Origin of the sequence: Halolactibacillus sp. JCM 19043 (assembly GCF_001310395.1) — a bacterium.
Taxonomy (GTDB): domain Bacteria; phylum Bacillota; class Bacilli; order Bacillales; family Amphibacillaceae; genus Halolactibacillus; species Halolactibacillus miurensis.
Genome location: NZ_BAXD01000001.1, coordinates 131,932 through 147,490 on the forward strand (window position 1 = coordinate 131,932; position 15,559 = coordinate 147,490).

At 39.6% G+C, this 15,559-nt stretch carries 17 protein-coding genes; all 17 read left to right on the plus strand.

Annotation, left to right across the window (positions count from 1 at the left end):
• Nucleotides 1-129 precede the first annotated feature (129 nt).
• The 17 genes from rpsU to JCM19043_RS00745 all read left to right on the plus strand — a co-directional run bounded on the left by rpsU (nucleotide 130) and on the right by JCM19043_RS00745 (nucleotide 15,296).
• A complete protein-coding gene (rpsU, locus tag JCM19043_RS00670) occupies nucleotides 130-303 on the plus strand; it encodes a 30S ribosomal protein S21 (protein ID WP_062319095.1) in 174 nt (57 codons plus the stop codon).
• Between the two features lie 46 nt (nucleotides 304-349).
• A complete protein-coding gene (locus JCM19043_RS00675) occupies nucleotides 350-796 on the plus strand; it encodes a GatB/YqeY domain-containing protein (RefSeq protein ID WP_062319097.1) in 447 nt (148 codons plus the stop codon).
• 174 nt (nucleotides 797-970) lie between these two features.
• Nucleotides 971-1,309: a hypothetical protein gene (locus tag JCM19043_RS18435; RefSeq protein ID WP_369813698.1), complete on the plus strand. Its 339-nt coding sequence runs from the start codon at nucleotides 971-973 to the stop codon at nucleotides 1,307-1,309.
• Between the two features lie 10 nt (nucleotides 1,310-1,319).
• Nucleotides 1,320-2,309, plus strand: coding sequence for a nodulation protein NfeD (locus JCM19043_RS00680; protein WP_369813699.1), 990 nt, complete (start codon nucleotides 1,320-1,322; stop codon nucleotides 2,307-2,309).
• Entirely contained in the window at nucleotides 2,302-3,300 is a 999-nt protein-coding gene (floA, locus tag JCM19043_RS00685) for a flotillin-like protein FloA (protein WP_062319099.1), read from the plus strand. Before JCM19043_RS00680 ends, floA begins: the two co-directional genes overlap by 8 nt.
• A 35-nt stretch (nucleotides 3,301-3,335) precedes the next feature.
• On the plus strand, nucleotides 3,336-3,842 hold the full coding sequence (locus JCM19043_RS00690) for a hypothetical protein (RefSeq protein ID WP_062319101.1): 507 nt from the start codon (nucleotides 3,336-3,338) through the stop codon (nucleotides 3,840-3,842).
• Between the two features lie 120 nt (nucleotides 3,843-3,962).
• Complete coding sequence (locus JCM19043_RS00695) at nucleotides 3,963-4,217, plus strand: YabP/YqfC family sporulation protein (RefSeq protein ID WP_062319103.1); 255 nt, start codon at nucleotides 3,963-3,965, stop codon at nucleotides 4,215-4,217.
• Between the two features lie 7 nt (nucleotides 4,218-4,224).
• Nucleotides 4,225-5,376, plus strand: a complete 1,152-nt coding sequence (locus JCM19043_RS00700; protein ID WP_062319105.1) for a sporulation protein YqfD — start codon at nucleotides 4,225-4,227, stop codon at nucleotides 5,374-5,376.
• A 25-nt stretch (nucleotides 5,377-5,401) separates the two neighbouring features.
• The gene (locus JCM19043_RS00705; protein WP_062319106.1) at nucleotides 5,402-6,349 is read left to right on the plus strand and encodes a PhoH family protein; all 948 of its coding nucleotides are present in this window, start codon (nucleotides 5,402-5,404) and stop codon (nucleotides 6,347-6,349) included.
• A gap of 114 nt (nucleotides 6,350-6,463) precedes the next feature.
• Nucleotides 6,464-8,638 carry an HD family phosphohydrolase gene (locus tag JCM19043_RS00710; protein WP_062319108.1) on the plus strand — a complete coding sequence of 725 codons (2,175 nt, stop codon included), beginning with the start codon at nucleotides 6,464-6,466 and terminating at the stop codon, nucleotides 8,636-8,638.
• Nucleotides 8,639-8,643: 5 nt separating this feature from the next.
• Complete coding sequence (gene ybeY / locus JCM19043_RS00715; protein WP_062319110.1) at nucleotides 8,644-9,114, plus strand: rRNA maturation RNase YbeY; 471 nt, start codon at nucleotides 8,644-8,646, stop codon at nucleotides 9,112-9,114.
• 66 nt (nucleotides 9,115-9,180) lie between these two features.
• Entirely contained in the window at nucleotides 9,181-9,468 is a 288-nt protein-coding gene (locus JCM19043_RS00720) for a diacylglycerol kinase family protein (protein WP_231631334.1), read from the plus strand.
• Between the two features lie 23 nt (nucleotides 9,469-9,491).
• Nucleotides 9,492-10,400, plus strand: coding sequence for a GTPase Era (gene era, locus JCM19043_RS00725; protein WP_062319112.1), 909 nt, complete (start codon nucleotides 9,492-9,494; stop codon nucleotides 10,398-10,400).
• Between the two features lie 29 nt (nucleotides 10,401-10,429).
• Nucleotides 10,430-11,173: a DNA repair protein RecO gene (recO, locus tag JCM19043_RS00730; protein ID WP_062319115.1), complete on the plus strand. Its 744-nt coding sequence runs from the start codon at nucleotides 10,430-10,432 to the stop codon at nucleotides 11,171-11,173.
• Nucleotides 11,174-11,506: 333 nt separating this feature from the next.
• Nucleotides 11,507-12,397 (plus strand): glycine--tRNA ligase subunit alpha, encoded by an 891-nt coding sequence (glyQ, locus tag JCM19043_RS00735; RefSeq protein WP_062319117.1) that lies wholly within the window; start codon nucleotides 11,507-11,509, stop codon nucleotides 12,395-12,397.
• A complete protein-coding gene (glyS, locus tag JCM19043_RS00740) occupies nucleotides 12,384-14,471 on the plus strand; it encodes a glycine--tRNA ligase subunit beta (protein WP_062319119.1) in 2,088 nt (695 codons plus the stop codon). Before glyQ ends, glyS begins: the two co-directional genes overlap by 14 nt.
• Before the next feature lie 18 nt (nucleotides 14,472-14,489).
• Complete coding sequence (locus JCM19043_RS00745) at nucleotides 14,490-15,296, plus strand: pyruvate, water dikinase regulatory protein (protein WP_062319121.1); 807 nt, start codon at nucleotides 14,490-14,492, stop codon at nucleotides 15,294-15,296.
• Nucleotides 15,297-15,559: the final 263 nt, after the last annotated feature.

Below are 15,559 nucleotides of genomic sequence, written 5' to 3' on the forward strand. Positions count from 1 at the left end.
TCTTGTTTGTTTGAAAACAAAACATTGACCTAAAAATATCTATATATTATAATGTCATAGAGACATTTTTCGCCTATGGCTAAAATGTCCTATTAAAATGTTGGATGCTTCGGAGGGAGGGAAATTAGCATGTCAAATACAACTCGCGTTCGTAAAAACGAGTCTCTTGAAGATGCTCTTCGTCGCTTTAAACGCAGTGTATCAAAATCAGGTACAATGTCTGAATATCGTAAGCGTGAATTTTATGAAAAACCTAGCGTAAGACGTAAGAAGAAATCTGAGGCGGCTAGAAAGCGTAAGTAATAAACGATAAGAAGTGTGTTTTCTTATAAAGAGGGTGTAGATTGTAATGTCATTGTTAGATACTTTAAACCAAGATATGAAACAAGCGATGCGTAATAAGGAAAAGCAAAAGCTGAGTACGATTCGCATGGTAAAAGCTTCCCTTCAAAATGAAGCGATTAAACTTGGTAACGAGTCATTATCAGAAGAAGCAGAACTCACTGTTTTAGCTCGCGAGCTAAAACAACGTAAGGATTCCCTCCGTGAATTTAAAGAAGCTGGACGCGAAGACCTTGTTGAAAATCTTGATCGAGAGATTGAATTTTTACAAGTGTATATGCCAAAGCAGCTATCAGATGAAGAACTTGAAGCAATTGTTGTTGAAACCATCGCACAAGTTCAAGCAACGTCTAAGCAAGAGATGGGTAAAGTGATGGGTGCGCTTATGCCGAAGGTTAAAGGCAAAGCGGATGGTACACAAGTGAATAAACTCGTGCAAAAACATTTATCATAAATATTTCGAAATCTCAAAGTGAAGAAAGACCTTATTCTATCGAATAGGGTCTTTTTTACTTTTCGTAGAAGATCGGATAGATTTTACGTTATTTTTTGATATTTACATGATATACTGATACCATAGTATGGTAAGGTTCTTCAATATTGACATTAAAAAGAAGGAGGTGGTGAAGTGAAGAAAAATTACTTGGCAATACTGTTGGTGATCATCAGTTTCTTACCGCTCATGCATCTTATTCAACCACAATCTATTCACGCAGATGGTGAAACCGTCTATGTGATACCGATTGAGAATGAAGTAGAGAAAGGCTTAGGCGCCTTTTTAAATCGCGCTATTGGTGAGGCGACAGAACAAGAAGCCGAACATATTATTTTTGAAGTGAATACCCTGGTGGCCTTGTTGAAGCGGCCAATGATATTGGTGAACTACTGCAATCCGTTGAGATTGATACGACGACTTACATACGTTCACGTGCGCTCTCAGCGGCTCATACATTGCGTTATTTTCTGATAACATTTATATGTCGCCACAAGCAACGATTGGCGCAAGTGGTATTATCAATAATGATGGGACTGCCGCTGATCAAAAAGCACAATCATATTGGCGTGAGGCGATGGGAAGTGCAGCAGAAGCTAACGGAAGAGAGCGCATTTATGCTGAAGCAATGGCAGATGCCTCCATCGACTTACCTGAATACAATGCTCCGGAAGGGACGTATTTGACCCTTGGCCCAACAAAAGCGTTAGAAGTAGGATATTCGAACGGTACGGTTAATTCACGTGCCGATGTACTAACAGCACTTGGGTTAGAGAATGCCGAGATTGTGGAAGTTGAACAACAACCGGCAGAAACATTGGCAAGATTTCTAACCAACTCTGTTGTTGTATCCATTTTGTTGTCACTTGCAGGTATTGGTCTTGTTGTTGAGTTGTATTCACCAGGTTTTGGTGTTGCTGGTTCGATTGGCCTTATAAGTTTAGTGTTATTCTTCTATGGGCACTTAATCGCAGGACTAGCCGGTTATGAAGTCTTTGTGTTACTTATTATTGGGGCCGCGCTCATTGTGATTGAATTCTTTGTCCCTGGAGGTATACTCGGTGGCTTAGGAACAATGAGTATTATCGTGAGTCTGTTTATGGCAACGGACAATATTTTTGCTTTAAGTCTGAGTCTACTGATCGCCATTACATTGACGATTTTAGTCGCGGTGTATTTATACAAACGCATTGGCTTACAGAAAGGGTTGTTACGCCATATTATTCTTGCTGACCGTGAGACAGTTGATAAAGGCTACGTCTCATCTGTCAGTCGCGAACAGTTAGTAGGGCTAAAGGGACGTGCGCTTACACCACTGAGACCTTCAGGCACTGGTTTATTTGAAGGCGAACGTTTGGATATCGTTTCTGTTGGAAACTTTATCAGACAAAATGATCCGATTGAAATCATCTCAGTCAATGGATCACGTATTGTTGTACAAAGGATCGAAGAGGAGGAAATGAATTATGAATGAATTTAATAGTGTGGCAGATTTTTTCCCAATTATTGCGATAGGGATTATCATTATTGCCCTGGTTGTGTTATTAACGTTTGTACCAGTGGCGCTATGGATTAGTGCTTTAGCTGCTGGAGTAAAGGTAAGTATTTTCACACTGGTTGGTATGCGCTTACGTCGCGTTGTACCAAACCGTGTCATCAATCCATTAATTAAGGCTCATAAGGCCGGTGTTGATGTTAATACAAATCAATTAGAATCCCACTATCTAGCTGGTGGTAATGTTGACCGGGTCGTTAACGCGCTTATTGCCGCGCAACGAGCCAATATTGAACTAAGCTTTGAACGTGCCGCTGCAATCGATTTAGCGGGCCGTGACGTCTTACAAGCGGTTCAAATGAGTGTTAACCCTAAAGTCATCGAAACGCCTTTTATCGCTGGTATTGCGATGGACGGGATTGAAGTAAAAGCAAAAGCACGTATTACCGTACGTGCCAATATCGACCGCCTTGTTGGTGGTGCGGGTGAAGAAACGGTTATTGCCCGTGTTGGTGAGGGTGTTGTTAGTACGATTGGTAGTTCAAAGTCCCATAAACAAGTACTTGAAAACCCAGACTCTATCTCGCATAATGTCTTAAATCGTGGGTTAGATGCTGGAACGGCATTTGAAATTCTCTCGATTGATATTGCTGATGTTGATATCGGTAAAAATATTGGGGCGATCCTTCAAACGGACCAAGCAGAAGCAGATAAAAATATTGCTCAGGCGAAAGCAGAAGAACGTCGTGCGATGGCTGTTGCCGAAGAACAAGAAATGGTGGCTCGAGTTCAAGAAATGCGCGCGAAAGTGGTTGAAGCAGAAGCAGATGTTCCACGTGCACTAGCAGAAGCTCTTCGTAGCGGTCATATGGGTGTCATGGATTACATGAATTACCGTAATATTGGTGCGGATACAGAGATGAGAGATTCAATCGGTAAAATGTCAGAAGAAGATACAGATGAAGAGTAAAATCTCTAAGACAAATTCGAAGCGGATGTGATCAAATGGATGATATTATTATTCCATTAATCAGCTTTTTACTCATTATTGGATCAAGCGTATTAAAATCTAAATCCGATGATAGTAAACAAGCAGAAAAGAAAACACCAAAACAAATGACACCAAAGTCTCAACCGTCTCAATCGACGATGCAACGAATGAAGCCGTCACCTCAGGTTGAGACATCTGGTGACTATTCACCATATACTGAAGTCAAAAGCGAACCGGAACTGTCTACAAATCAAACGATGGAAACACAACTTCGTGACTTACGTGATAAGTTAGCGGTTGATTCAAAAAAAGAATCGGATCGAAAAGTTAAAACGTCAAGACAACAAATGAAGAAAACAACCAATCGTTTAACTATGCTTGAACCTAAGCAAAAGGTGAGCAGTCCAATCGCTTTAAAAAGTCAGTTAACAAAAAGCGGATTGAAGCGCAGTGTGATTATGGCGGAAGTGTTATCAGCGCCACGTGCAAAAAAACCTTACCAGTCAAAAAGATATTTATGAGTTTTGGCCCTTAACGTTTTGAACGTTAAGGGCTTTTTTACGTCTTAGTCATATAAAAGTATATCTTACCATCGTGGGCATAGACTAATAACAGAGACTAAACAGAAATTAGGTGTTTTTATGAAACCATCGATGTCTAAATTAACCGAGATGACACAATTAATAAATCAGGTCAATATCAATCTTGTTGGCGATCATTTGATGGTCATTAGTCGTTATGAACAACTACTTATGTTGAGTCAGAGTCAAATAAAAGTTCAATTACAACATAAGTATGTAACGATACACGGGGAGGATTTAGTCGTTAATATATTAACCGTTGAAAGGTTGGAAGTCACCGGTACTATAGAAGCCATTCGTTTTGAAGGGAGATAATCGTCTGATGTGGCGAAGTTTAATTAAAGTAAACGTACACGGGAAACCAGAGGATACTTGTTTTTATATAGACGCAATACGTCAAAGAAATATTGATTTACATACGGTTGAATGTCTGGATGAAGCTGTGACTTTTTATGTTAGGAAACAGGATATAAGAAAATTAAGAAGGGTTAAACGTCATCATGTAAAAGTCTATTTCTTAACCCGACCAACCATTAACCACATCAAAAAACAGTTTGTCTTACATAGGTTTACGGTGATCCTTAGCTTGTTTGGTCTCGTTTGCTATTTATATTTAACGCAAATACTACTCATTGTAAGGATTGACGTAGACAATCCATATGATGAAATAGCGATGAGAGAAACGCTTGAGTTATTGAATGTGACACCGTTACATCGTCTCGATGATTTACCTGATTACGACAGCATTCGCTTAGCTTTAAAAGAACATTTCCCGACATACCGTTACTTTGATATTGCAAGAAAAGGGGGCGTTATGACTATTACGGGGGAAGGTGACATCATCGCTGATGTCGAAACAAGTAACCGTTATGCTTACTATGCCCCCAAAAAAGGGCTAATAACCTCTTTAATCACTTATCAAGGAAGAAAATGCGTGGAGGTCAATCAAGTGGTTGAACAAGGGGATTTACTCATTACCGGGGAGTTAAACGAGAAGATTACTGAAGAAGATCAACCAGATGATGTCTATGAGTCTAAACGTGTGCCAATTCGAGCGGAGCTTACTTTAAATACATGGTTTAAAGTCACTGCTTCTTATAATATGGAATCACTGTTTGATACGATGAACAATCAAACCAAGCACTATTATCGACTACGTTTGAATGATTGGACGATACCGCTCACCTTTCAGCGGAAAACAACAACCTCTAAAGCAATCATTGAACAGTTTAGTTTACCCTGGCTAGCGTTGAGTGTTGAAAAAATATTAGAGACGACACCGTATTCTATGAAGGATGAGTTAGACCAAGACGCGCTTTACCAATTAGCGCAACAACAATTAAGGCAGCGGATTTTATATGAACCGCATGTGGAAGAGGTCTATGATGAAAAAGTTTTGCATCAATCGATAGGGAATGGTAAAGTAAACGTAACCGTCTTTTTTTCAGTATTAGAGACTTATAAAATTGAATGATTATTTCACTTAAGGGAGTTTATTTATGACACAATTGATTGATTTAGTATTCAAAGACCACGATGAAGTGCAGGCCTTATTTGGCACGGAAGATCGCCATCTTCATCTTATCGAAGATAAATTATCGGTCACGATTATCACACGCGGTGAAGAAGTTAGAGTTGAAGGCAACGCCGACGCCGCCGCACTTGTAGATGCAGTATTGAAAGCTTTGATTGATGTAATCAGACGAGGTAATAGCATAACGGAACGCGATGTGATTTATGTTGTGGACCTTGCAAAGAAAGGCCGTATAGATCAATTTCATCAATTATTCGAAGAAGAAATTATGCGCACACATCTTGGACAGCCGATTCGGGTAAAAACGATTGGCCAACGTGGTTATGTGAATCAAATGAAAAAACAAGAGGTTGTTTTTGGCATCGGGCCAGCTGGAACAGGTAAAACATTTTTAGCCGTTGTCATGGCTGTAAAAGCCTTGAAAAAAGGTGAGATTAAACGGATTATTCTTACGAGACCAGCCGTTGAAGCAGGTGAGAGTTTAGGTTTTCTACCAGGTGACTTAAAAGAGAAAGTTGATCCATATTTACGTCCGTTATATGATAGTTTACATGCGATTTTAGGACAAGAACACACAACGCGTCTCATTGAACGTGGCACCATTGAAATTGCGCCGCTTGCTTATATGCGTGGACGTACGCTTGATGATGCCTATGTCATTCTTGATGAAGCACAAAATACAACGCCTAATCAAATGAAAATGTTTCTGACCCGACTTGGTTTTGGTTCGAAAATGATTGTCACAGGTGATATTACGCAAGTCGATCTACCAAGAGGGACAGAGTCAGGTTTACGTTCAGTAGAGACGAGATTAAAAAACGTCTCAGGTATCGGATTTGTTTATTTAAAACAACAAGATGTCGTTAGACACCCTGTTGTTCAACGAATCATTGAGGCATACGAAGAAGAATAGTCTAAGAGACCGTCATTTCATCGTGAGGGTCTTTTTCTCTGCTAATTTACCAACCAAAAAAAGTCGATGTGTGGTAAAATGTAGTTAATGTCACAAGCTAAAGGAGTTTTGTGCGTGAAAATTTGGTTAGAACGATTGGTCAAGTCGTATCAACATATCATCATTTGGGTCACCCTCGCTTTCATCGCGGTGGGCTTGTTTCTATTACTTGTCTCAAATGTTTTTACAGAAACGTACGAAATAGAACGATTTAGTCAAGCGAAAGAAACCATCCGCTCACCGATCACCATTGAGGATACAAAAGAAACCGAACGGTTACAACGTGAAGCCGTGCAAGCGGTTGGTGATCGATACGAGGTGCTACACAGCATTACATCGGAGCAATTGGCTTTAATTGAAGATGTTTTTGAAGCGATTGACGTCGTAAATGAACCTATAACGATAGAAGACGAAAGAGCAGATGACGCTAATAATGAGGAAACAGACACGAGTGATAATCAAGAAACAACTGAAACAGTAGAAGTTGAGCGAACCTTACCTGAGAAACTACAGCTATTAAAAGAAATGCTAGGAGAAGATGTTTATCAAGCGTTACCTGAATCCGAATGGCAAACATTAATGAACATGTCAGCGGCGCAAAAAAATAGTAGTTATACTCTGCTTGTCAGTACGTTAAATGAAGCTTTTAATGAGGGGATTACGCGTGATGAGTTAGCTGCTAAGCGAGAGGGACTTGATGACCGGTTAAAATACGCTATGTTACCGGAAGAAATCATTATGACCTTAAGTACACTCGGTCAGGAAATATTAGTAGAAAATTCGTTTTTCTCGATTGAAAAAACGATGGAAGCCGAACAACAAGCACTAAATAATGTGGAGCCTCAGATGATTAGAGCAGGAGAAGTTATTGTCAGAGAAGGCCAAACAATCTCTAATGATATATATGAGACGCTCTCGTTAGTGGGCTTACTAGACCAAGGACGTAATTTTTATCCGCTTATTGGGCTCGCCTTTTTTGTCGCGTTACTAGTGAGTGTTTTAGGTTATGGCTTTTACTTTGATATTGATTTAACGAAAGATGGCGGAAAGCATGCGTTAGCTTTACTCATTTTAACGTTAGTGCCATTAATCATGATGAAATTTATGAGTTTAATCGAGGTCGAGGCGACCTCGCTCTATTTACTTATGCCAATTGCCTCTGTCAGCATGCTTATTCGTTTGTTGTTTAAAGAAAAGCTGGCGATTTTATATGCGCTGTTTTTCAGTTTATCCGCAACCGTTCTGTTTAATCAATCGATTCCAGGGGCACTGAACTTACAGGCAGGTGTGTATTTGTTATTTTCACAACTCGCGACGATTTTTGTATTGCGAAAAGTGACGGAAAGGTTTACGATTTTAAAAGTTGTACTGGCTAACAGTTTGGTGAATAGTGTTGTTATTTTGAGCTTTTTGTTTATTGCTTATGAAAGCTACTCTTGGACGTTTATCATGTTACAAGTTGGCTTTGGCATTATTCAAGCAATGGTCTCAGGTATTGTTGTGGTCGGTACTTTACCGTTCTTTGAATCCATTTTAAGCATTTTATCCGATACTAAACTCATTCGTTTAGCTAATCCAAACCATCCGTTATTGAAAAAAATCTTAACGGAAGCACCGGGGACATATCATCATAGCTTAATGGTCGCTAATTTAAGTGAAGCGGCGTGTGAAGCGATTGGTGCGAATGGTTTATTTGCTCGCGTGGCAAGCTACTTTCATGACATCGGTAAAACAGCGCACCCGCATTATTTTATTGAAAATCAGATGGGGATTCAGAATCCGCATGATTTCTTAACTCCGATTCAAAGTGCCACGATTATTCTATCGCATACACTTGACGGTGCTAGGATTTTAAAAGCGAATAAATTCCCGCAAGAAATTATTGACGTGGCTAAGCAGCACCACGGAACAACACTCGTTAAGTATTTTTACTATCAAGCAAAAGAAACGTTACCAGATGTGGAAGAAAGTAAATTCCGCTATCCTGGCCCGAAGCCGCAAACGAAAGAAAATGCTGTCATCTCGATTTGTGATTCAGTCGAGGCGGCGGTGCGTTCGATGAAAGAACCGACGAAAGAAAAAATCGATCACTTAATTCAATCGATTATCAATGACCGCATGCAAGATGGTCAATTTGATGACTGTCACTTAACTTTTTTAGACCTTAGAAAAATCAGTTACACATTATCTGAGACGTTAAACGGTATTTATCATTCTCGAATTGAATATCCAGACGAAAAGAAAGGATGACTCCTATGTTAATAGACTATCTAGACGATACAAACGTGGTATTAGGCGAACACATGCAGCTCGTTGATGAATTGCTTCACTATGCAGCGCAAGAAGAAAAAGTATCCGACCTAGCCGAATTATCAGTCACATTTGTTGATGATGCTCGGATTCAAGAACTCAATCGTGATTTCCGGGATAAAGATCAACCGACCGATGTGATTTCATTTGCATTACTTGAGGAAACAGACGATGGTTATCCTGTCGAACCGTTACCCGGCATGCCAGTAGTACTTGGTGATATCATTATTTCCATTGATCGGACAAAAGAACAAGCAGAGCTTTACGAACATAGCTTTGAGCGAGAACTTGGCTTTTTAGCTTTACATGGTTTTTTACATTTACTTGGTTATGATCATATAGAACCCGAAGATGAACAAGTGATGAATAATAGACAAGAGGAGCTTCTCAATGGCTTCGGATTATCAAGAAATTAAACAAAAAACAATCGGGCTAAAATATGCATTAACGGCTTAGTTTTTGCATTTAAAAATGAAATCAATATGCGGGTACATGTCTTACTAACAGTAATCGTTATTATATTAGGTTTTGTTTTTCAAGTGAGTTTTACCGAATGGGTGCTGTTATTTTTGACTTTCGGATTAGTTCTATCTTCGGAAGTATTTAATACAGCCGTTGAAATGTTATTGGATTATTTAGCGCCTGAGTGGCATCCAAAAGTAGGCATCATCAAAGATTTAACAGCGGGTGGCGTTTTAGTAGCGAGCAGTATTGCGCTCGTAATCGGTTCTATTATTTTTATCCCTAAATTGCTCGCTGTATTTTTCTAACAACAACAGATGGAGGAACATATATGACAAATCAAGCATTTAAATCAGGTTTTATCACGATCATTGGGCGACCAAACGTTGGAAAATCAACTTTTCTAAATCGCGTTATTGGACAAAAAATTGCGATTATGAGTGATAAAGCCCAAACGACAAGAAATACCATTCAAGGTGTCCTCACGACAGACGACGCTCAACTCGTGTTCATTGACACACCGGGTATTCACAAACCAAAGCACCGGTTAGGTGACTTTATGGTCAAGCTTGCTGAAAATACCTTAAACGAAGTCGATGCGGTGATGTTTATGATTAATGCAGAAGAAGGGTTCGGTCGAGGGGACCAGTATATTATTGACCGCTTAGCCTCTGTGAAAAAGCCCGTTTACTTAATCATTAATAAAATTGATCGCATTCACCCGGATAATCTGTTTACTTTGATTACGGAATACAAAGATAAATATGATTTCAAAGAAATTATCCCGATTTCTGCCTTAGAAGGCAATAATGTGGATCACTTATTAGAAGTCTTAACAGACCAACTGCCAGAGGGACCGCAATATTATCCGAAAGATCAAGTGACTGATCACCCGGAACGCTTTATTATTAGTGAGTTGATTCGCGAAAAAGTCCTGCATCATACCCGTGAAGAAGTACCACATTCCATTGCAGTTGTTGTTGAGAAAATCGAGAAAAATCCTGATGAAAAAGTCCTTGTTCAAGCAACGATTATTGTCGAACGTTCGACTCAAAAAGGAATCGTCATCGGAAAACAAGGGACGATGCTAAAAAAAATTGGTCATCAAGCACGCCGTGATATCGAGCGTTTACTCGGTAACAAAGTGTATTTAGAACTATGGGTGAAGGTGAAGAAAGACTGGCGTAATCAAGAACGTTACTTAAGTGAATTCGGATTTGATCCAGAAAATTATCGTTAAGGTAAATTTAAGGGTAGAGGACGGTTTTCATGTTTGAAAAAACAGAAGCAATTGTTATTCGTACATTTGATTACAAAGAAACACATAAAATTGTCACCTTGTTGACGAAGCGATTCGGTAAAATAGCGGTCATTGCTCAAGGAGCGAAAAAACCGAAAAGTAGAAATGGTGCCATTTCTCAAATGTTTATTCAAGGTGATTTTTTATTAAGAGTAGGCAAAGGTCTTGGTACGCTCCAACAAGGTGATGTGATTCATTCATTTCGCAAAGTGAGAGAAGACCTATTCAAAACAGCCTATGCGAGTTACATGGCAGAACTTACCTATCGTGTTGTAGATGAAGGTACGCCTTTACCCTTTATCTATGACCAATTGCTTAAGACGCTTACAGCAATTGAACAAGATAAAGACCCAGAAGTCGTAACGATGATGTATGAGATGAAACTTTACCCGCTCTTAGGAATTAAACCTATGTTAGATCATTGTCAGTCGTGCGGGACAACCGACAACTTAACTCACTTTTCGATTGGTGATGGTGGTGCGCTGTGTCAGTCGTGTGGCAAGCGAGATACGTATAGTTTGGCGTTAAATCCACAAGTGATTAAACTGATGCGACTCTTTTTAGAAGTGGACGTGAACCGAGTTGAGAATATTTCGGTTAAACCTGAAAATAAACAGCTATTAAATTATGTGTTAAAAGAGTACTTCGAACATCATTCAGGTGTCTTCTTAAAATCACGTCGGTTTTTAGATCAGTTGGATGCGTTAAAGTAGCACTTGACAAAAGCGCGTTGTTTCATTAAGATTTTAACTAGAATATGATTACTAGCGATGAAAGAGAAGAGTAAAATAAGGGAACGATTGACTAGCGAATTTGGGATAGTGAAAGCCAAATAATTGTCCTTATTTGAAGGCGCTCGTGAGCTATTGTTTTAAAAAAAGTGACTAAAGCTTGCTTTAGTAAATAGGGTGGAACCGCGGAAATCCCGTCCCTATGTTTCGATCATTGATTGAAGCATAGGGACGGGATTTTTAATGTGGTAGTTAAATAAGCGTACGACAATAACCATGTAAGAAATGAAGGGTTTAAAAAAGGAGGACAATGGTATGCATATTCAAGATATGATTTTAACATTACAAAAGCATTGGTCAGATGAAGGCTGTATTTTAATGCAAGCCTATGACACAGAAAAAGGGGCCGGGACGATGTCACCGATGACTTTACTAAGAAGTTTAGGTCCAGAGCCTTGGAATGTGGCGTATGTAGAACCGTCACGTCGACCAGCCGATGGTCGTTACGGTGATAACCCGAATCGATTGTATCAACACCATCAATTCCAGGTGATTATGAAGCCATCACCAGATAATATTCAAGAGTTATACTTAGATTCACTGAAAAAATTAGGTATTAATCCATTAGAACATGATATTCGTTTTGTCGAAGATAACTGGGAAAATCCAACGCTTGGTGCGGCAGGACTTGGCTGGGAAGTATGGTTAGACGGGATGGAAATTACACAATTTACGTATTTCCAACAAATTGGTGGTCTGGAAGCCAAACCTGTCGCGGTTGAGATTACTTATGGAATGGAACGTTTAGCTTCATATATCCAAGATAAAGAAAATGTGTTTGATTTAACGTGGACGGAAGGTGTCACGGTGCGTGATATTTTCTATCAACCAGAATTTGAACATTCAACTTATACATTTGAAGCGTCAGATACAGACTTGTTGTTTAAATTGTTTAATCAATATGAACAAGAAGCTAAGCGGGCGATGGAACAATCGCTTGTCTTCCCAGCATATGATTATGTTTTAAAATGTTCACATACCTTCAACTTACTTGATGCGCGTGGGGTCATTTCAGTCACTGAGCGAACAGGTTATATCGGACGCGTACGTAACTTAGCGCGAGAAATCGCGAAATTATATGTAGAAAAACGTGAAGCTTTAGGTTTCCCAATGTTAAAAGAGGAGGGCTCTCATGACAACAAGTAATGTCTTATTCGAAATTGGTTTAGAAGAAATGCCGGCCCGTTTCTTGACGGACACAGAAAAGCAATTATCTGAAAAAACAGCGGCTTGGTTAGACGAGTCACGGTTAGCTTATGAAAAAATGGACACATTTATTACCCCGAGACGTTTTGCGGTCCTTATTCATAACCTTGAATCAAAACAGCCTGATCTCCATGAAGAAGTAAGAGGTCCGAAATTACAAATTGCAAAAGACCAAGCAGGCGACTGGTCAAAAGCCGCGATAGGTTTTTGTAAAGGTCAAGGCAAAACGGTTGAGGATATCGTTGTGAAAACAGTCGATGGCCATGAGTATATTTTTGTTGAAAAATATACTGAAGGACAACTTGCAACCGCCATCTTACCAGATTTTAAAGACGTTGTTTTATCGCTTAACTTCCCTAAAAATATGCGATGGGGCGATCGTTCTTTACGGTTTATTCGCCCTATCAAATGGATACTTGCCTTAAATGATACCGACGTCATTCCGTTTGAGATTGAAGAGGTTGTGTCAAGTAATGACACGCGTGGCCACCGCTTCCTCGGTCACACTATCACAATAAGTGACGCTTTATCTTACCAAGCGGCCTTAAAAGATGAGTATGTCATCGCAAGTACAACTGAAAGACAGGCGATGATTGTTGAACAAATCAAAGCGCTTGAAACTGCACAAGATTTTGTTGTGCCAATAGATGAGGACTTGTTAGAAGAAGTCACGCACCTCGTGGAATATCCAACCGTGTTCTACGGAGAGTTTAGTAAAGACTTCCTAGACGTCCCTGAAGAGGCCTTGATTACATCAATGAAAGAGCACCAACGTTACTTCCCGGTTAGACAAACAGATCACACGTTATTACCGTACTTTATAGCGGTGCGAAACGGTAACGATGATCATATCGATACCGTGAAACGCGGAAATGAAAAAGTATTGAATGCGCGTCTTAAAGATGCCGTGTTCTTCTATGAAGAAGATCAAAAACAATCGATTGAAGCGAATAATGACAAGCTAACACGGATGGTCTTCCAAGAAAAACTCGGTACCTTACATGACAAAGTCGAACGTGTAACAGCCATCAGTCAAAGTGTGGCGATTGCGCTACAATTTGACCAAGCAGTCGTAAAAGATGTTCACCGTGCGGCTCACATTAGTAAGTTTGACTTAGTCACCCAAATGGTCAATGAGTTTACCAACTTACAAGGTGTCATGGGCGAAAAGTATGCACGCCTTAAAGGAGAAAGTGAAGCTGTCAGTGTTGCTTTAAACGAGCAATATATGCCGCGACATGCACATGACGCTTTACCGGTATCAACCGTCGGTCAAATTTTAAGTGTGGCTGATAAGATGGATACGATCGTGGGTTGTATTGCCGTTGGCTTAATGCCAACAGGCTCACAAGACCCTTATGCCTTGCGTCGACAAGCGATGGGGGTGGTTCAAATTTTAGAACGCTTTGGTTGGTCTCTATCATTTGAAGATTTACTCGACCTCATCGTGAGTCACTATGAAACAACAGCGATTGCCGTGAATGATTATGACGTGGTGAAACATAATGTGACGGACTTCTTCCGTGCTCGTGTAAGCTATATTGCTAAAGAACGCGGTGTGGAACGTGATATCATAGAAGCTGTCACAAGTTTAGGGCTGGGTCAGTTACATCAACTCTTCATTAAAGCTAATCTACTAGAAGATAGCCGTAAAGATGAAGCGTTTAAAGAAACGGAAGAAGCGCTCGTACGCTCATTAAATTTAGCAAAGAAAGCAACAACAACTGAGGTTGAGGCACATCTATTTGATAATGAATCAGAAACAGCTTTATATCAGACACTCCTTGAAGTGCGAGCCTCATTTGAAGCTCGGATCAAAGAAGAAGCTTACAAAGAGGCGTTAGAAGAACTTGAGGCACTGACACCGGCAATCAATCGTTTCTTTGACGAGACGATGGTGATGGTTGATAATGACAAAGTAAAAAACAATCGCCTTGCCTTGCTTAACCAAGTTAAACAACTCGTCGACCAGCTAGGTGATTTCACACAGATTGAATGGAAACAACAATTTTAAAAAGCTTGAGGTGGTAACATGGTTAAACCTGTGATTTATTTAGTATCAGATTCACTCGGTGAAACAGCTGAAAAAGTTATCAAATCAGCGCTGTTGCAATTTGGTGATCATCATGAATATGAATTAGTCAGAGAACCATACGTTGATGGAACAGAGAAAATCAATCATGTGCTCATGACTGTCGCAAGAGATAGGGCGATTGTTGGTTACACATTAGTTGACCCGGACTTGCGTGAATATATCAGTGAACGTTCCCAAGAACTTGATATTGAAGCCATCGATATTCTAGGGCCAATGCTTGATGCGATGGAGCGGATGTTTAGGAAAAAGCCGCGAGTAAAACCTGGTCTCAGTCATCAATTAGACGAAGCGTATTTTAAGCGAATTGAAGCGATTGAATTTGCGGTCAAGTATGACGATGGGCGAGACCCGAGAGGGATTGAAAAAGCAGATATTGTCCTGATAGGTATTTCAAGAACGTCAAAAACGCCTTTAAGTCAATATTTAGCACTGAAAAGTTTTAAAGTGGCGAATGTCCCTATCGTACCTGAAGTCGACCCGCCGAAACAACTGTTTGACGTGGACCCAAGTAAATGTATTGGACTTAAAATTAATTCAGAGAAATTAAATGATATAAGAAAAGAACGCTTAAAAGCCCTCGGTTTAAAACCGAATGCGAACTACGCAACAACGACGCGTATCGAACAAGAACTCGAGTATTTTGAGCGTCTCGTTGAAAGGATTCAGTGTCCTGTGATTGATGTTTCGTATAAAGCAGTCGAAGAAACAGCTAATATTATTTTACAGTTACAGATGTTGAGGTAACATAGTAGCAACCTTTTTGTTGATGGTGAACATTGGCAAAAAGGTTTTTGCTATTTAGCAATATATGTTTTGATGTTTTCGTTTATTTATACTATAATTAATATTTGCGTAAAAAACTTGTCTATTTTTGATTTTTTTTGTTTTGAAGGCAGGATTTTTTAACTTATATAAAGAATAAGTCATAAAAGAAATGTATTTGATAATGGAATACAGCTGAAAGACGTTTAATGCGTGAGTATTTAAGGTAAAGTAATACTATCATG